15 protein-coding genes and 1 pseudogene are annotated in these 17,662 nt (G+C 37.8%); 11 read left to right on the top strand and 5 right to left on the bottom strand.

The genetic code is table 11. The annotated features are described in order from the left end of the window. Positions 1–13 precede the first annotated feature (13 nt). Positions 14–1,183, top strand: a complete 1,170-nt coding sequence (locus IEV17_RS00605; protein ID WP_004662296.1) for a phospholipase A — start codon at positions 14–16, stop codon at positions 1,181–1,183. Continuing rightward, entirely contained in the window at positions 1,184–1,711 is a 528-nt protein-coding gene (locus IEV17_RS00600; protein WP_004662295.1) for a cysteine peptidase family C39 domain-containing protein, read from the top strand. Here the strand turns inward: IEV17_RS00600 and IEV17_RS00595 are convergent. The 3 genes from IEV17_RS00595 to ilvA all read right to left on the bottom strand — a co-directional run bounded on the left by IEV17_RS00595 (position 1,699) and on the right by ilvA (position 5,390). Next, positions 1,699–3,036 (bottom strand): TrkH family potassium uptake protein, encoded by a 1,338-nt coding sequence (locus IEV17_RS00595; protein ID WP_004662293.1) that lies wholly within the window; start codon positions 3,034–3,036, stop codon positions 1,699–1,701. The two genes, IEV17_RS00600 and IEV17_RS00595, sit on opposite strands and share 13 nt — an antisense overlap. A gap of 1 nt (position 3,037) precedes the next feature. Further along, the gene (locus tag IEV17_RS00590) at positions 3,038–3,688 is read right to left on the bottom strand and encodes a potassium channel family protein (protein WP_004662292.1); all 651 of its coding nucleotides are present in this window, start codon (positions 3,686–3,688) and stop codon (positions 3,038–3,040) included. Between the two features lie 157 nt (positions 3,689–3,845). Beyond that, positions 3,846–5,390 carry a threonine ammonia-lyase, biosynthetic gene (gene ilvA / locus IEV17_RS00585; RefSeq protein WP_171062414.1) on the bottom strand — a complete coding sequence of 515 codons (1,545 nt, stop codon included), beginning with the start codon at positions 5,388–5,390 and terminating at the stop codon, positions 3,846–3,848. A 98-nt stretch (positions 5,391–5,488) separates the two neighbouring features. Here ilvA and rpiA point away from each other — a divergent pair, with 98 nt between their 5' ends. Both rpiA and IEV17_RS00575 read left to right on the top strand, forming a co-directional pair. Then, positions 5,489–6,160 carry a ribose-5-phosphate isomerase RpiA gene (gene rpiA / locus IEV17_RS00580; RefSeq protein ID WP_004662287.1) on the top strand — a complete coding sequence of 224 codons (672 nt, stop codon included), beginning with the start codon at positions 5,489–5,491 and terminating at the stop codon, positions 6,158–6,160. Further along, entirely contained in the window at positions 6,160–6,846 is a 687-nt protein-coding gene (locus IEV17_RS00575; RefSeq protein ID WP_004662285.1) for a M48 family metallopeptidase, read from the top strand. Before rpiA ends, IEV17_RS00575 begins: the two co-directional genes overlap by 1 nt. Before the next feature lies 1 nt (position 6,847). Here IEV17_RS00575 and IEV17_RS00570 read toward each other — a convergent pair whose 3' ends face one another. Next, entirely contained in the window at positions 6,848–8,389 is a 1,542-nt protein-coding gene (locus IEV17_RS00570) for a hypothetical protein (RefSeq protein ID WP_004662283.1), read from the bottom strand. 364 nt (positions 8,390–8,753) lie between these two features. On the opposite strand from IEV17_RS00570, the gene argC reads away from it, so the two are divergent. The 6 genes and pseudogenes from argC (at position 8,754) to IEV17_RS00540 (ending at position 14,344) form a co-directional block, all read left to right on the top strand. After that, on the top strand, positions 8,754–9,803 hold the full coding sequence (gene argC, locus IEV17_RS00565) for an N-acetyl-gamma-glutamyl-phosphate reductase (RefSeq protein ID WP_004662282.1): 1,050 nt from the start codon (positions 8,754–8,756) through the stop codon (positions 9,801–9,803). An 81-nt stretch (positions 9,804–9,884) separates the two neighbouring features. After that, positions 9,885–10,634, top strand: a complete 750-nt coding sequence (locus tag IEV17_RS00560; RefSeq protein ID WP_004662280.1) for a DUF6776 family protein — start codon at positions 9,885–9,887, stop codon at positions 10,632–10,634. A gap of 19 nt (positions 10,635–10,653) precedes the next feature. Beyond that, positions 10,654–11,067: an ATP-dependent Clp protease adapter ClpS gene (gene clpS, locus IEV17_RS00555; RefSeq protein ID WP_004662278.1), complete on the top strand. Its 414-nt coding sequence runs from the start codon at positions 10,654–10,656 to the stop codon at positions 11,065–11,067. A gap of 429 nt (positions 11,068–11,496) precedes the next feature. Next, positions 11,497–11,583: pseudogene (locus IEV17_RS00550) on the top strand (ATP-dependent Clp protease adapter ClpS); the annotation flags it as partial. 113 nt (positions 11,584–11,696) lie between these two features. Further along, complete coding sequence (gene clpA / locus IEV17_RS00545; protein ID WP_004662276.1) at positions 11,697–13,982, top strand: ATP-dependent Clp protease ATP-binding subunit ClpA; 2,286 nt, start codon at positions 11,697–11,699, stop codon at positions 13,980–13,982. Beyond that, positions 13,982–14,344: a YnfA family protein gene (locus IEV17_RS00540; RefSeq protein WP_004662273.1), complete on the top strand. Its 363-nt coding sequence runs from the start codon at positions 13,982–13,984 to the stop codon at positions 14,342–14,344. Before clpA ends, IEV17_RS00540 begins: the two co-directional genes overlap by 1 nt. Before the next feature lie 54 nt (positions 14,345–14,398). Here IEV17_RS00540 and IEV17_RS00535 read toward each other — a convergent pair whose 3' ends face one another. Next, positions 14,399–15,973, bottom strand: a complete 1,575-nt coding sequence (locus tag IEV17_RS00535; protein ID WP_004662272.1) for an ATP-binding cassette domain-containing protein — start codon at positions 15,971–15,973, stop codon at positions 14,399–14,401. 617 nt (positions 15,974–16,590) lie between these two features. Between IEV17_RS00535 and IEV17_RS00530 the strand changes: the two genes are divergently transcribed. Then, on the top strand, positions 16,591–17,628 hold the full coding sequence (locus IEV17_RS00530; protein WP_004662269.1) for a 3-deoxy-7-phosphoheptulonate synthase: 1,038 nt from the start codon (positions 16,591–16,593) through the stop codon (positions 17,626–17,628). Positions 17,629–17,662: the final 34 nt, after the last annotated feature.

Raw genomic sequence — 17,662 nt, 5'->3', positions numbered from 1 at the left:
GTTGGAGATATCTATGGCGTTCAAATCTTTTGAGCGGGGTCATTTGGAGCTTGGTGTCGTTATGACACTGAGCGCTTTGGCTAGTTCTATGGTCAATGCGCAGACAACTACACCTGCAGCACCAGCAACAGTAGAGGCTTGTGTCGCTTTGGCTTCAAATGCAGATCGTTTAGCTTGTTATGATAGCCTTTTTAAAGCTCCAACAGTGATCGCACCACAAGTTCAAGCAGCCGAACCAATTATTGCGGTAGCTACTCCATCGGTAGAAAACAAAAATGAAAAAGCTGAACCTACGACTTTGCGTGATAAGGTTGTTCAAAAAGTAAGTGATTTGCACATCTTAGGTGCTGCGCCTAAATTTGATCCAAATATTTCATTGTTAGATCGCCGTTGGGAACTTTCTGAAGAAAGTAAACTGGGGGTGTGGAATATTCGAGCTTATCAACCCGTTTATTTGCTGCCCGCATTTTGGACCAGTGATAAGAATGAATTTCCTAGTAGCCCCAATCCAAACAATACTGTTAAAGATCAACAAAACTTAACCTCGACAGAAGCTAAGTTTCAAATCTCTTTAAAAACTAAAGCTTTAGAAAATATTTTGGGTGATAATGGCGATTTGTGGTTAGGATATACACAATCTTCTCACTGGCAAGTTTATAATTCTGAAGAATCAAGACCTTTTCGTGAGACCAATTACGAGCCTGAAGCAAGTTTGATGTTTAGAACGAATTATGAAATTTTAGGTTTAAATGCGCGTCTGTTGGGTGTGACTTTAAATCATCAATCTAATGGTCGTTCTGATCCCTTATCACGTAGTTGGAATCGTGTAATTTTTAATTTAGGTTTTGAAAAGGATAATTTTGCCTTAATGTTACGTCCTTGGTATCGCGTCGAAGAAAAAGCCAAAGATGACAACAATCCTGATATTAAAGATTATATGGGGCGTGGAGACCTCACGGCATTCTATCGTCACGATGATAACGATTTTTCGTTGATGCTACGCCATTCTTTAAAAGGCGGTGATCGCTCGCATGGTGCTGTTCAGTTTGATTGGGCATTTCCAATTAAAGGTAAGTTGCGAGGTCATTTGCAACTATTTGATGGTTATGGTGAAAGCTTGATTGATTATAACCATCGTGCCACCTATGCAGGTTTAGGCGTTTCTTTGATGAATTGGTATTAAATGAGTTTAAATATTCCTGAGTCATTGCTTCGTCTTGAAGCAAATTGTGGCGTATTCGCACTCTGGTTGATCTTGAAGCAATATCATACACATATTGATATTGCTGACTTGATTCAATTATGTGGTCATGACCAGGACGAAGGAACGTTCACCATTGCATTGGCTGTTGCACTGAAAAAATTAGATTTTGCTGTCTCTTTTTATACTAATCCCGATCCAAATATCGATGAAAAAGAGAAACAAAGTTATATTGATGCGCAACGTCTTAATATTCCGATTCATGCTGCTTTAACGTATGCAGAGATTCAAAATGCTTTTGAAAATGGTAAGTTTGTCATTGTTTTTTATGACACTTTACTGGGTGTAGGGAATCAATCCTTGATTTATTCAATAGATGAGCAAGAGATTAGTTTCTGTGATCATTTTGAAGTGATGTCAAAAAGTGTGTTTGAACAACAACGCCAAGCTGATGGAATATGTAAGCAGGTGATTGTAGTTGACCAATATTCAGAGTTTTATCCGATCTGAATATTGGCATTTGCATGTTTCAAACGACTTTTCTTTGGTGTAGCAATCAGGTAGGCGAGTGTTAATGGTCCAAGTCGACCTGTGTACATCAGTAAGCTCAAAACAAATAAGCTACCATCATGCAATTCACCTGTAACACCTCGAGATAAACCAACAGTGCATGCAGCCGAAACAACCTCAAACATAAGATCTAAAACATCTAGTTTAGGTTCAAGTAAGAAAATTGTGAAACAGCCGATAAACACTAACATACCTGTAATTGCTGTCACTGCAAGCGCTTTATAGGTTGTTTCCTGCGAAACTGAATGATTGAAAATACGAATTTCTTCATTACGTCGTAGAAATGAGATCACACAAAGCAGCAATATTACAAAAGTACCAACTTTAATACCACCTGCGGTACTGAGCGAACCACCACCAATAAACATCAATAACATGGTAAGTAGTGCTGTGCTGTGTTCCATCGAACCTGTATCAATAGTATTGAATCCTGATGAACGAGGTACTGTAGCTTGGAACCAAGCATTCATGGCTTGTTCACCAATATTCATTGAACCTAAAGTAAATGGATTGTTGGCTTCTAAAAGCCAAATCAAAATAAAAGCCACAATATTTAGTGTCGCGATTGCACTGAGGATTAGCTTGCTATTCGGTGTAAGTTTACTCCAACGTTTATTTTGTTTAACGTCAATTAAAACAAGAAAACCAATTCCACCCAACGTATATAGCGTACTAATGGTTAAACAGATAAGATAATGACCTTGGAAATTTATTAAGCTGTTATTGAATAGCGAAAAACCCGCATTGTTGAATGCAGAAATACTGTAGAAAATTGAATAATATAATCCACGGTCAAAGCCATAAATAGGTATAAAAGAAGTACTTAAGATAATAACGCCAATCAGTTCAAAAAAAAGTGTATAAATCACTACACCTTTTGCCACAAACGTTACTTTAGATAAGCTGGTTTGACCTAAGCTATCTTGTGCCATCATTTGTTGTTTGAGCCCGAGTTTAGGCGCTAGACTTAAGGCTGCCAAAATAGCAAAAGTCATAAAACCCAAACCACCTGTTTGGATTAATAAAAGAATAATAACTTGCCCGAGATGATTAAAAGACTCATTTAAATTCACTACAGATAAACCTGTAATGGTTACAGCCGATGTTGCTGTAAATAAGGCATCCATCCAGCTCAAATTGCCTTTATTGGCGATGGGGAGTTTGAGTAATAGTGTTCCGATGATAATAAAACTCAGAAACCCAATCGCTAATAAGGAAGGTGGACTTAAGTTAAAAATTTTTTGAGTATTTATTTTTATATTCATTTTATACAAAACATCCTGAGAGCTTTCGGAGATGGCTGAGCGAGCCTTCTAAAATAAGTACGTCTCCAGCCTGTAGAGTAAAATTCACATCGGTTTCATATAGAATTTGTTGATCACGTTTAAGTAATAAAAGTTTGATATTGGGTTCTTGTTTTAAGATGCCTGATAAATTCACATGATTCAGCTTTTCTTGTACTGGAACTTTGACAATATAATGATCATCATCCAACGCCATATAACGGCTTACCATCGGATAATTTAAAGCCTGAGCAACCCGCACACCCATATCTTCTTCAGGATGAATAATTTTACTGACGTTTAAATGGGAGAGGATAGTGTGGTGGGCTTTAGTTTTGGCTTTAACGAGGATTTTATCCACCCCTAAATTTTTTAGATTTAAAACACAAAGAATACTGGCTTCAATATCTTCACCAATCGCGACCACGACGGCATCACAATTTTGGATATTTAGTTCCTCTAATACATGCTCATCAGTTGCATCTGCAATGACAGCATGGGTAATGCGATCAGCTAAGCTCTCTACATTTCGTTTAATGGTATCGATACCAATCACATCATGATTGAGCTTTGTGAGTTCTAAGGCAACAGTTGCTCCAAAACTCCCTAAGCCAATGACTGCAAACTGTGCCATAACTGTCCTTAACTAAATGATAAAAATGTCTTTTTATTCATTTTAAGATGGAATAGTTTTCTATGTGTAATGATTTTGTTTGCGATCACATATAAACATCAAGATTGTTAGATAAAAATAAAGCCGACATGATGTCGGCTTTAAATGATGAGGTGATTTATTTAAGGAAACGTTTGTAACCAGTATTGTCACTGATCTCAGCATAAGGATAAGTAATTTTCTCTAAAGTTTCGATCAACCCATCTGGATTTTGTTTTGCATCAGTTGCTTGTAAACCGACTAAAACACGGCCTTCGGCTGCACCATGATTTCGATAATGGAATAGCGTAATGTTATGCGTTGGACCTAGACGTTCCAAGAAAGTCAGTAATGCACCTGGACGCTCTGGAAATTCAACACGGAATAAACGCTCATTTTCCAAATTAGCATGACCACCAATTAAGTAACGAATATGCAGTTTTGCAACTTCATCATCGGATAAATCATCGACATCATATTGTTGTTTCAGCAATTCATGGATTTCGTGGCGTTCAACTTCGCCACCTTTTAAGCTAATTCCAACGAAAACCTGAGCTTGGCTATCGTCACTGGCACGATAGTTAAATTCAGTAATGTTACGACCTTGTAGGGCGCGGCAGAAATTAAGAAATGCGCCTTTTTGCTCAGGAATCGTGACTGCATAAATTGCTTCTTTACGTTCACCCAATTCAGTGCGTTCGGCAATATAGCGTAGACGGTCAAAGTTCATGTTTGCGCCGCAAACAATAGAAACCATATTTTTGTCTGTTAACTGATGTTCTGAGATATATTTTTTGATCCCTGCTAATGCCATCGCACCAGAAGGCTCGACAATACTACGATTTTCATCATAGGTATCTTTGATTGCGGCACAGATTTCGTCTGTATTTACGGTAACAATATTGGGATCGACGATTGGGCCTGATTGATCGGACTTCTGTAAGCGAACCATTTCAAATGGTAATTCACCAATTTGTGCAACTGCTGTGCCATCAGCAAATAAACCGACATGAGGTAAAACTACACGTTCATTGGTTTCGAGTGCAGCTTTTAAGCACGCAGATTCTTCATATTCAACCCCAATGACTTTGACATGCGGTGCAACTTCACCAAGATAGGCTGCAACACCAGCAATGAGCCCGCCACCACCAACAGCAACGAAAACATATTCAACATCACGCCATTGGCGTAATAATTCATTGGCAATGGTTCCTTGGCCAGCAATGACCAGTTCATCGTCATAAGGTGGAATAAAAACTAAACCTTCATCTTCTGCACGTTGTTTTGCGTATTTATTGGCAACATCGAAACTATCGCCATGTAACACAACTTGACCACCTAAGCGTTTAACTGCCTGAACTTTAATATCAGGGGTCGTGCTTGGCATGACAATAATGGCTGGAATGCCTAATTTTTTTCCAGATAGTGCAACACCTTGCGCATGGTTACCTGCTGATGCACAAATCACACCTCGATCGAGTTGATCTTTAGGAAGTTGGCTAATCCGGTTGTAAGCACCGCGTAGCTTGAAGGAGAATACAGGTTGTAAATCTTCACGTTTAAATCGAATATTATTGTTAATTTTTTGACTAATTCGTGGAGCTGCTTCAAGCGGTGTTTCAATCGCAACGTCATAAACCGTTGCTTGTAAAATTTGTCGTACCACACGAGACAGCATGTTCATCTTCCCTATAACAGTTTAAAATAGGCGATCATTGTAGCAAACCCCTGTGCATTTGCGCTGTTTTCTTGCAGCAAATGTCAAAATAGTTGAGTGAAGTCATGAGTCTATATGCAACCCAAGATGAAAAAAAACAAGCTGCGGCAAAAGCAGCTTTGAAACATTTGCCTAAAGGCGGCATTTTGGGCGTAGGAACAGGAAGTACCGTTAATTTTTTAATTGATCTATTACCAGAATTACAATTGGAAGCAGCAGTCGCAAGCTCTACAGCTACGGCTGAACGTCTTAAAAAATTAGGTATTGAAGTCGTTGATATGAACTCAGTCGGTGGTTTGGATGCTTATGTAGATGGTGCAGATGAAATTGATCGCCATATGCATATGATCAAAGGTGGTGGTGCAGCATTGACACGTGAAAAAATTGTTGCCTCAATTGCCAAGAAATTTGTGTGTATCGTCGATGATTCAAAATGGGTTGAGCAATTAGGGCGTGATTTTCCACTTCCGATAGAAGTTATTCCAATGGCACGTTCTGCGGTTGCACGTAAAATCGTGGCTTTAGGCGGTGACCCAGTTTATCGTGAAGGTGTTGTGACAGATAACGGTAATGTTATTTTAGATGTATTTAACTTAAATATTTTGAATGCACTTGAGTTGGAAAAAACCATTAACAATATTCCAGGTGTGGTAACCAATGGAATTTTTGCTTTGAATGCGGCTAGCATTGCGATTGTTGCGACCAATAATGGTATCGAAGAACGTACGGCACAGTAATGCAATCAGTTTCGCTTGAAACACAATTGCCTGAAATTAAAGTAGTTCGACATGCAAGAGCGAGAAATTTGCGTTTGCGTGTTGAACCTACAGGTATTCGTTTAACAGTCCCTATCTTTTGTACAAAGCGGCAGATTCAGCAATTTCTGCAACAGTCTGAACAATGGTTATTAGAGACATGGAGCAAGCAACAAAAACAATTTAATCAGACTATCAATTTTCCTGAACAACTTGTTTTATTTTATCATTTGCAACCATTTCAAATTATTCAGCAACAGCAACGTCATATTTTTAAATTTAACTGGGAACAACATATTTTATTTATTCGAAATGAAAGCCCTGAAATAGCTTTAAAGGCTGCTGTATTAGCATATGCGAAACAGTTTTTACCAGAATATTTAAATTTAATAAGTGAGCAGACGGGCTTGCAATATGGCGAATGCACAGTGAGAAAGCCAAAGACACGTTGGGGAAGTTGTAGTTCAAAACATGACATTATGCTTAACGCAGGATTAGTATTAATACCTATGCATAATGTACGATCAGTGTGTATACATGAATTAGCACATACCAAGTATTTTGATCATAGTGCATCATTTTGGTGCGAAGTGGCAAAATATGATGAAAGTTATATCGAACATCGCAGGCAATTAAAAAGTATTCAATTGCCTGCGTGGTGGTACTAAATCAAATAAAACTACATTCAAGTTGAGTTGTTTGTAGTTGATCAGGTGCCTTGCGAGTATCTAGACCTGCACTAGCACTTAATACTTGATTACCATTTAGTTTTATTTGAATAAACTTGTATTTTTGTAAAGTAAAGTCGATGTCAGTAGAACTACTATTGAGTAGGTAATTTTGACTTGTATTATTTATCAGCATTAAATTATCAGTACTATCCCCATCAAGTTTTGAAGTGAAGATTTGAGTACCTTTTTGTAGTTCTAAAACGCCATTAGCTCTGATATTTAGTTTGCAATCGTTAATTTTATCTTCGTAATTACCAATTAAATATTCGATAGAGGGTTCGTTTAAGTTGAAGGTGTTATTGATTCCACTAATACCTGATTGGCATAGATATGTCGAACCATAACAAGTTGATTGAATCGTATTAAGAGAAAAACCTATAGCACGACGATAATCTCCAGCTCCATTAAGTCTAATATTTTCAAAGGATTCAGTTTTTGGATCTGTTCCAGCATATAATTTCTGCTGAAGTAATAGATAACCAGAAGGATTTTCACTTAGTTGCTGATAATTCTCTGCGAGCTTTAATACAGCAGTCTTTAAAAGAGTTGCATATTGATCTCTAGTACTTTTTTGATTTGCCGCTATATTAATTAAAGTATTCTTACTACTATCTGTATTTTCAGGTGCGGAAGTGATTATTGATACGAGAGGTGTCGCGTCACCGCGAATTTTTTTAGCATCTAAATAGCCATCTTTTAAATCGATAGCTAAATTCTTTGTGAACTCAACAAATGCGTTATCATCAGGATATGCATTTGCCCATTGCTGTATATAGCCAAATTTTAAATATATATTCGTATAATTATAAGAATTAAATGGAGTTAGATTATTAGATTTAAATGTTGAAACTAATGTTGTAGGAGATAAATTTGGTAAATCTAACCCTGAGTAAGCACTCAATAGAGCACTATTAACATCACTCGTTGCAAGCTGTAACTGTAAAGCACTTACCAAAGTTGAGTTAAATTTGTCAGTGGGAAGCTGCCCTGATCTGATAATAGCCCGTTGATATATTGCTTCTGAACTAGGATTTATATAGATTGTTTGGATTAAGTTGCTGGTATTTACTTCAACTAATGCATTTAATGTAAAAGAAAATTTTTTATATTGCGCACTAAGGAAATCATAAATAAAAGAATTAGGCGTAGTAGAGATTTCAATTCTGTATAAATGATCAGTATTTAGAACTCTAGGTAAAATGAGACTAAGATCTGATGTGGTAGTGACCTGTTGTTCTAATATTAGTGTATTGTCAAAATTATCATATACTTTGACTATAACATCACGCATTTCTACTGGAACTTTAATATCGAAGTTTTTAGGCTTTGGAATCACAACCTCTGGAGTGGGTGGGACATATTGTGCCTCGCTTTCACCGCTTCCACAGCCTACTAGAAAAGCTGGACTAAGCAAAAAAATACTGCTTACGCCTAAACTGATGTATTGGTTTAATCTTTGTTTTGATCTCAAAGAAGGCATTCCAGCTCTCCAAAATTTAGCATCCATGAAATTTATTATTACCGCATGGTTTTTATTCTATGCGAATACTTAGATGATTCAATAGTATTTCTTGACCAGTGGTAAAATTGAATTTATATAAAACAATTTGACAGAACTTTTACACTGTTTTTAATGTTATAGCGACCAGTTAAGTGAAAATAAGTTGTTAAATTTACATTTTTGTTTTTAGAAGTTTTTATATTTTTACTAACTTTAGCTGGATACAAAATCAATTCCTCAAGTTGTAACTTAGAAATGCTATATAACTTATAGGGTTATGGATTGTGGAAATGGCGTCAAACTGCCATACTACAACCACTATTTATAGTTTGAGGTAGAGCACGTGATTTCTGTTGGCATCGTCGGTGGAACTGGATATACAGGCGTCGAATTATTACGTCTTTTATTAAGGCATCCACAAGCCCAAGTACGTGTTTTAACATCTCGAACTGAAGCAGGAAAACGTGTTGCAGATATGTTCCCAAGCTTAAGAGGGCACACCGATTTAGAGTTCTCCGATCTTGACCTAGATGCATTAAAGCAGTGTGATGTTGTTTTTTTTGCAACGCCACATGGAGTTGCAATGCAACATGCGGAAGAGTTGATAGCTTCTGATGTTAAAGTAATTGATCTTGCTGCAGATTTTCGATTGCAAAATTTATCTGAATTTGAAAAATGGTACGGCATGCAACATAGCTGTCCAGATGTATTAGTCGATTCAGTGTATGGTTTAACTGAACTAAATCGTGAAAAAATTAGAACAGCTCAAGTGATTGGTAATCCCGGTTGTTACCCTACAACAGTACAGTTGGGTTTAGCTCCTCTACTAAAAGCTTCAGAAAAATTGATCAATCCACAAAGTATTATCATCGATGCAAAGTCTGGTGTTTCGGGCGCAGGTCGCAAAGCTAGTTTAGGCATGATTTACAGTGAAAATGCTGACAATTTTAAAGCTTATGGTGTAGCTGGACATCGTCATCATCCGGAAATTGTTGAAGCTTTAGAAAACATTTCAGGTGAAAAGGGGCAATTTAATCATCTTATTTTTGTTCCACATCTTGTACCGATGATTCGTGGTATGTTGAGTACAATTTATGTCGATTTAACTGAGCAAGCTCAGAATATAGATCTACAAGCATTGTATGAGCGTTTCTATGAAAATGAACGTTTTGTTGATGTAATGCCAGCAAATAGTTCGCCTGAAACACGTAGTGTGCGCGGTGCAAATGAGCTACGTATTGCTTTATATCAACCTCAACCAAATAAATTGATCTTATTAGTTGCGCAAGACAATTTAGTGAAAGGTGCAGCAGGTCAAGCGATTCAAAATATGAATTTAATGTTCAATTTTGATGAAGCTGCTGGCTTAGAAGGTATTGGTTTATTACCATAAAAAACGCTTTTTTACTTCACACACATTTAAATTTGGATTTAAATGTGTGCTTTGATGTAAATCATAACGATAGAGATGATGATGGAAAACGCTGAACCGACTACTTCACCAGAAAGTTCCGTTAAAAAAAATAAATTCCTCAAGACGAATTTGCCTTTAGTGATTGCTGCTACATTACTGATTGGTAGTAGTTTTATGTTGGGATATACTGTTGGGCATCGTCAAGGTTTGACTGTTGTTGGTTATGATGCCGATGCTGAACAACTTGTCGATGTCGTACAAAAGCAAAAGTCAGCCTTGGACTCAGTTAGTAAAAGCTTAAATGCTGCTGTTCAAGAACGTGATATGGCAGTCAGTAATGCTGATGAGTTATTTAAAGGTATTAATCAAGCCAATGCTGATAAAACTCAGTTTGAGAGTATGAATGCTATTTATCGTGAAATTTTAAGACAACGTGGTGGTGTTAGCTTAACTGTACAAAATTTAGCGATTAAATCTTTACCAGAAAATGCTTTTGAATATCAACTGGACTTAGTTCAAGTGAACCCAAATAAACGCCGAGCTGTTGGTAGTGTTGAATTAAGGTTAATTAAAGATACAGAAGTTCTGGTTGTACCATTAGAAGATGCCAATTTTAATTTCGATGATTTTGAACGGTTGACTGGGCGCTGGACCATGCCTAAAGGTTTCACACCTCAGTTTATTGAAGTTCGTTTATCTGGTTCACCTACACCAGTGATTAAACGCTTTAGTTGGCAACGTGGTCAACCTGTTGATGTGAGTTCTGCTTTTGTATCAGAAATTTCTCAAGCTGAAGCAAATGCTCAATAAAATTTAGTAAGAACTGGATATGCGAAGATATAAACGTCAAATGAATTTAAGTGAAGTGAAAAATGCCTTTCATCAATCTGGATATGTCGATTGGCACTTAAATCCACGTTTAAGTGACTCGCAAGAGGATCATGATGGCGAAGTCATTGTTCAGACCGCACCACCTGAATTAAAAAAACCGCCACTATACGCTGTTGTTTTACTGAATGATGATTACACACCAATGGATTTTGTTATTGAGGTATTACAAAGTTATTTTGGAATGAATCTTGATCAAGCAAGTCAGGTGATGTTGACGGTTCATTATGAAGGCAAAGGTACTGCAGGCATTTACCCACGTGATATTGCAGAAACAAAAGCGAATCAAGTGAATAACTTTGCCCGATCTCAAGGCCATCCATTATTGTGTCAGATCGAACCTGAGCGAGGATAAAAACAAAGCGAAGCTTTGTTCCGAGCGCAAGACGAGCAACTATGTTGCGAGTAACAGCGTTAAGATGAAGAATCGATTAGACGAACAACCATGCTGGGAGTGAAGACGTTAAGAAAAGCAACGCACTTGCGTAATTTCATTCCACAGGTGCGAGACCTTGCATCATGGTTGGTTTATATGTAGTGAGTAATAGTGCTAAGAAAGCAAAGCTATCTTTTTTGTTGTGATTTAAGTGCTAAATCAACATATATTGTTTTGTGCTAAAAATATGAATCAATATACTGACTATCTTTATATTCAACCTATACATGATTTGTTAGGCTTTAACTAAGATCATAGCATATTAAAATTTTTCATAAGTTTAATACGGTTTCATAAATAAAGAACAGATTTGCTGTATTTTTGAGCGATTAGACGAGTCTTATTCTCTTTGTAATCGAAATTTTACAACAATACTTTGTTTTGAATCTTGACCAAGATACTCAAGTAATGCTAACTGTAGATTATGAAGTAAAGTGTTGTTGTAAAGGTATACTAGATAACGCTTTATAGCCTCAGACAAACCAAGTTAATACCAGCTTTATTCTAATATTATCTTTTAGATAAAGCACAAAATATAAGGGGGTTACATGCTCAGTCGTCAATTAGAAGTATCGTTACGTTTGGCTGTTAGCATGGCTCGTCAAAAGAGACATGAGTTTCTGACAGTTGAACACTTGTTGCTTGCTTTACTTGATAATGATTCAGCAGTCAATGCGTTAAAGGCATGCGGTGCTGATATCGTTACCTTGCGTAAAGAATTAGAGGAATATGTAGAGCAACATACCCCAAAACTTGGTGATAATAGTGAACAAGCACCTCATCCAACAGAGAGCTTTGATCGAATTTTACAACGTGCAATTTTCCATGTTCAATCGAGTGGTGGTGACCGTACGGTTGAAGGTGCAGATGTTCTAGTTGCAATGTATTCAGAACGAGATTCGTTCGCGGTTTATTTACTTAAACGTCATCAAATTAACCGTTTAACTTTGACACAATATTTATCTCATGGCACTCGTAAAGATGAGATTCAAGTTGAAGAAGAAGTTGAAGATATTGAAGGTGAAAGTGCAGCTTCAGCAAATGCTGGGCCACTTGAGCAATACACGCTTAACTTAAATATCGAAGCACAAAAGGGCAAAACTGATCCTTTAATTGGACGTGAAAAAGAAATTGAGCGTGCAGCACAAATTTTATGTCGACGTCGTAAAAATAATCCGTTGCTTGTCGGTGATCCGGGTGTAGGTAAAACCTCGATTGCGGAAGGCTTGGCGTGGTTGATTGTTAACGGCAAGGCACCGAAACCACTTTCGAATGCTGAAGTCTATAGTTTAGACATTGGTGCTCTGGTTGCAGGGACTAAATATCGTGGCGACTTTGAGAAGCGTTTAAAACAATTGTTGAATGCTTTGAAGAAGAATCCAAATGCGATCTTATTCATTGATGAAATTCATATGATTATTGGTGCAGGCTCAAGTATGGGTAGCACTATGGATGCATCGAACTTGATTAAACCTGCTTTGGCGAATGGTAGCTTACGTTGCATTGGTTCAACGACATTCCAAGAATATCGTCAAGTGTTTGAGAAAGACCATGCTTTATCACGTCGTTTCCAGAAAATTGATGTGAATGAACCAAGTATTGGTGAAACGATTGAAATTTTACGTGGCTTGAAAAGCAAGTTCGAAGATTTCCATCATGTTGAATACGATGATAAGGCTCTCGTCGCTGCTGTTGAGTTATCAGCTAAATTTATCAATGATCGTTTTTTACCAGATAAGGCGATTGATGTGATTGATGAGGCTGGTGCACAACGCCGTTTGAAAGCTGAAGTCGATGGTACAGCCATCTCTGTTGAAAATATCGAGGACATCGTTTCTAAGATTGCGCGTATTCCACCGAAAACAGTGTCTAAAGATGACAAGTCTGTACTTGAGAATCTAGAGCGTGATCTTAAACGTGTTGTATTTGGTCAAGATGAAGCGATTACAGCACTTGCATCAGCGATCAAATTATCTCGTGCAGGCTTGAAAGCACCAGATAAACCAGTGGGAAGTTTTGTCTTTGCAGGTCCAACAGGTGTGGGTAAAACCGAGGTTACGAAACAACTGGCGAAATTACTCGGTGTCGAGTTGGTTCGTTTTGATATGTCTGAATATATGGAGCGCCATGCGGTTTCTCGCTTGATTGGTGCACCTCCAGGCTATGTTGGATATGATCAAGGCGGTTTGTTAACAGATGCGATTCATAAAAATCCGCATTGTGTACTGTTGCTTGATGAAATTGAAAAAGCACATCCAGATGTATTCAACTTGTTGTTACAAGTCATGGATCATGGTGCTTTAACAGATAACAATGGCCGTAAGTCTGATTTTAGAAATGTGATCATTGTTCTTACGACCAATATCGGTGCAGAAAGTATTGTTCGCGCGAGTATTGGTTTCACTGAGCAAGATCACAGCGCAGATAACCAAGATGCAATGAAACGTGCATTCTCGCCTGAATTCCGTAACCGTTTGGATGGTGTGATTCAATTTAAAGCACTTCCAACCACAATTATCGATTCAGTTGTAGATAAATTCTTGACTGAGTTGCAAGCGCAACTTGATGAGAAACAAGTGGTACTTGATGTTGATCAAAGCGCTCGTGATTGGTTGTCAGCTAATGGTTATGACCGCCTGATGGGTGCTCGTCCAATGCAACGCCTGATTCAAGAGCATTTGAAAAAGCCGCTTGCAGAGATGATTTTATTTGGTGAGCTTGCAGAGCATGGCGGTAACGTTGCTGTTTCTGTAAAAACAGAAAATGGCAAAGACGTGGGTCTAAAATTGGAAGTATTCGAAGATCATATTAACCCGAGTGCTGAACCTGCTTAATGTTTGAACTTTCTTTCTCGATAACCCAAGTACTTAAAGTATTTGGGTTATTTTTCGTCACAGCAATTGCTGAAATCTTAGGTTGTTATTTTCCTTATTTAATTTTGAATCAAGGAAAGTCGCATTGGTTATGGGTTCCTACGGCTTTAAGCTTAGCAGTCTTTGTTTGGTTACTGACTTTGCATCCTGCGGCAACAGGTCGTATTTATGCAGCCTATGGTGGGATTTATATTTTTACTGCCCTGATCTGGTTGCGTTATGTTGATCAAGTGATGCTGACACGGTGGGACATTCTAGGTGGTTTTGTGGTTTTGTGTGGGGCGGGCTTAATTATTTTGCAGCCGCAAGGTGTGGTTCGTTAAACGGAAATCAGCATGGTGCGCATCGTTACCATGCTGATCTATAGCAACGAAAGCTTAACTTAATAAATAACTTTTATTGATTCCGCATTCTTTAACAAAATTTTCATCATGCGACACCAATATCACAGCGCCATGAAAAGAATCAATGGCTTGGGCGAGTAACTCACGCGATTCAATATCGAGATGGTTTTCTGGTTCATCCAAAAGTAAGAGCTCAACAGTCTGTTGTTTCAAGGCAAGTAAAGCAACTTTTAAACGTTCGCCACCACTTAAATTGCTTAAAGAGCTCAGCGCCTTATCTCTACGGATTTGTAGGTTTCCTAAACGTGTACGTGCTTGTTGCTCATTCAGATTTGGATCAATAGCACATAAATATTCAACAGCAGATATATTTTCATCGAGTAATGAAAGATTCTGATCCAGATAAATAGAACTTACTTTGCAATAAATTTCTCCTGCAAGCGGAGAAATTAAACCTTGAATGGTTTTCAGTAAAGTGGATTTACCTGTACCATTTGCACCGCTTAAATGTAATTTATCTCCCGCAGTCATCGCTAGATCAATAGGTTTAGTTTCGACATAAGCAAGTTTTAATTGCTGGCAACGTAGGATTTCTCCTGATTTACCAATGGTATGAGTAAACTCAAAAGATTGGGTTTTATGATGTTCAAGTTGGGTTTGCTTCTGCTGTAATTCATCTTTTGCATCTGAAAGTTGTTTAATCTGTTGTTTGCGTAGGTGAGAAAGAGATTGCTCGGACTGTTCTTTCTTAGCATCTAATAAGATGGGTGCTTGAGAGCCAGAAGCCCTTATTCTTTCACCTACTTTTTTACGCTTTTGCGCTTTCATTTGGCTTTGATGTTGCTGCTCCTTGAGTTGTTTCAGCTCACGTTTCTCTTGCGATACAGCGTGTGATAACGCTTCGACTTGTGCTTGATACTGTTGTTGATACAGTGCGTAGTTATTACCGTAATAATACATGCCAAACTGATTGAGCATAAAAATACCTTGTACATGCGCTAAAAGCTGTCGGTCATGGCTAATAATGAGCCCACCAGTAGGATGTTGAGCCATTTGATCGATTAACCATTGTCGTCCTTGGGCATCCAGATGATTGCTGGGTTCATCCAAAAGCAGATAATGATCTTTCAATAGGAATAAACGACAAAGGGCAAGTTTGGTTTTTTGACCCTCACTCAAATTTTGAGTTGGGGTATCTAGTGCTGTAGGTAAACCTGCACTTTCTAAAAGTTGCTGCCATTCTGTTGGTAAGTGCCAAAGATGTTCGACTAGATCGTAATCCGTAAATGATGCGATTCCTTGTTGAATACGTTGAAAGCATAGATATAAATCGCCAATATCGAGGGCTTGAGCAATGGTATTGGCTTGGACTCGCTGGAGTTGAGCCAGATGTTGATGTGGGCATTGCCAAGAGATTTGGCCTGAATAGGGCAGTTGTGATGCTGTTTGTTCTTGCAAAAGAGACATCAATAGCGATTTCCCTTGACCATTACGTCCGATCAGTCCTGTAAACTGATGTAAAGGAAGTTGGAAATTCAGATGGTCAAACAATTTCTGCTGGGCTAATTCGAGTGATAAGTGTGAAACAATACATGCCTGTTGAGTCATAAGAAACCTCATAAACAGGATATGCAAAATAGCAAGATCGAGATAAATTTTAGAATGACAATCGCTAAACGATAGATAAGTCTATTTTGCACATCAAAAAGAAAAAAGAACTTTGATGATGGAAATAGAACTTACTTCATTGGCGTAATCTCAATTGGTTTATTTTTCAACTATTCTATGGATGAAAACACGAAAGGTCAAATTTTACTATTTTGAAGTTTTGATTAAAAAAGATAAAAAGTGCTTGTCAAATGCTGAAATAGTGCGTAATTTAAGGGTTAGGAACAGTTTTTTAGATATTTGAAATAAACATGTTAAAGCATACTGTAAACACAAACGCATACTTTTATTTTTGGCAATATATGTAGTTGCCTGATGCGTTTCGGGCAGCAAAAAAGGGTTGCCCAACCAGTTAATACCTGATCGGCAACACCGATCAGGTTTTTTTATGCTTTAACAATCATGATTTTAGGAGAAATACCATGCATACATTCAATTATTCATATTTTAGCAAGATTTTTTGGTTTTACTTTGCAAAAAAATCAACATCACTTAGATCACACTTGCTCAAATAAATGATAGGACTGCGAAGAAGGTCAGTCCAAAGGAATTGAAAAATGAATGCTTTAAATACTGCTTTGACACAACCACAAACACATACAAAAGAATCAATGCTTAGCTTGCCATCACAACTCAAAGCACAGTATCCCTTGTCTGCAACTTTGACGCAGCAAATTTCAAAACATCGTCAAACGATTCAGAATATTTTATCTGGACATGATCATCGCTTAATGGTGATTACGGGTCCTTGCTCGATTCATGATCCTATCGCAGTGCTCGAATATGCTGATCGCCTCCAACAACTACAAGAACAAGTAAAAGATCAAATATTCTTGGTGATGCGTGCATATATTGAAAAACCACGTACTACTGTGGGCTGGAAAGGTTTCTTATATGATCCAAATTTAGATGGATCATCAGATTTACAACTCGGTCTAGAAAAGTCTCGCGCGCTATATTTACAACTCATCGAAAAAGGCTTGCCGATTGCCAGCGAAATTTTAAGCCCAATGGCAACAGGTTACTTTGAAGATTTACTGGCTTGGGGTGCAATAGGTGCGCGTACCAGTGAATCACAAATCCATCGTGAAATTTCTAGCCATATGCCGTACAGTATTGGCTTCAAAAATGGTACAGATGGTTCAATCCAAATTGCTTTGGATGCGATTCAGTCTGCACTGCATGGTCATCAATTCTTAGGTATGACCCAACAAGGCTTACCTGCAATTTTGCATAGCAATGGAAATCCTTTACCACATTTGATTTTACGTGGTTCAAATCATGGAACTAATTATGATTTGGCTTCGATCCAAGCTATGCACTTTAAACATAAGCATATGCCTGCGTTAGTAATTGATTGTAGTCATGGGAATAGCGGTAAAGATCCATTACAGCAGCCGAATGTTTTAAAGCAAATCATTGCAGAACGTACTGAGTCGAAAGTTCGTGGTGTGATGATTGAAAGTCATTTGGTTGATGGCAATCAAAAAATTTCTTGCGATATGACATATGGGCAATCAGTAACCGATGGTTGTTTAGGTTGGGATAAAACGGCGCAAGTGTTGTTGGATGTTGCTGAGCAGATGCGAAAGTAAAATTTATTTAAAAAAGCCAATCAGTGATGATTGG

This window comes from Acinetobacter modestus (assembly GCF_014636095.1).
Lineage (GTDB): Bacteria > Pseudomonadota > Gammaproteobacteria > Pseudomonadales > Moraxellaceae > Acinetobacter > Acinetobacter modestus.
This window is presented reverse-complemented; position numbering and strand designations above follow the sequence as displayed.

Bases quoted from the DNA above. Each gene is read 5' to 3' on its own strand.
- IEV17_RS00605 (WP_004662296.1), top strand. From the start codon at position 14: ATGGCGTTCAAATCTTTTGAGCGGGGTCATTTGGAGCTTGGTGTCGTT.
- IEV17_RS00600 (WP_004662295.1), top strand. From the start codon at position 1,184: ATGAGTTTAAATATTCCTGAGTCATTGCTTCGTCTTGAAGCAAATTGT.
- IEV17_RS00595 (WP_004662293.1), bottom strand. From the start codon at position 3,036: ATGAATATAAAAATAAATACTCAAAAAATTTTTAACTTAAGTCCACCT.
- IEV17_RS00590 (WP_004662292.1), bottom strand. From the start codon at position 3,688: ATGGCACAGTTTGCAGTCATTGGCTTAGGGAGTTTTGGAGCAACTGTT.
- ilvA (WP_171062414.1), bottom strand. From the start codon at position 5,390: ATGAACATGCTGTCTCGTGTGGTACGACAAATTTTACAAGCAACGGTT.
- rpiA (WP_004662287.1), top strand. From the start codon at position 5,489: ATGAGTCTATATGCAACCCAAGATGAAAAAAAACAAGCTGCGGCAAAA.
- IEV17_RS00575 (WP_004662285.1), top strand. From the start codon at position 6,160: ATGCAATCAGTTTCGCTTGAAACACAATTGCCTGAAATTAAAGTAGTT.
- IEV17_RS00570 (WP_004662283.1), bottom strand. From the start codon at position 8,389: ATGCCTTCTTTGAGATCAAAACAAAGATTAAACCAATACATCAGTTTA.
- IEV17_RS00560 (WP_004662280.1), top strand. From the start codon at position 9,885: ATGGAAAACGCTGAACCGACTACTTCACCAGAAAGTTCCGTTAAAAAA.
- clpS (WP_004662278.1), top strand. From the start codon at position 10,654: ATGCGAAGATATAAACGTCAAATGAATTTAAGTGAAGTGAAAAATGCC.
- clpA (WP_004662276.1), top strand. From the start codon at position 11,697: ATGCTCAGTCGTCAATTAGAAGTATCGTTACGTTTGGCTGTTAGCATG.
- IEV17_RS00540 (WP_004662273.1), top strand. From the start codon at position 13,982: ATGTTTGAACTTTCTTTCTCGATAACCCAAGTACTTAAAGTATTTGGG.
- IEV17_RS00535 (WP_004662272.1), bottom strand. From the start codon at position 15,973: ATGACTCAACAGGCATGTATTGTTTCACACTTATCACTCGAATTAGCC.
- IEV17_RS00530 (WP_004662269.1), top strand. From the start codon at position 16,591: ATGAATGCTTTAAATACTGCTTTGACACAACCACAAACACATACAAAA.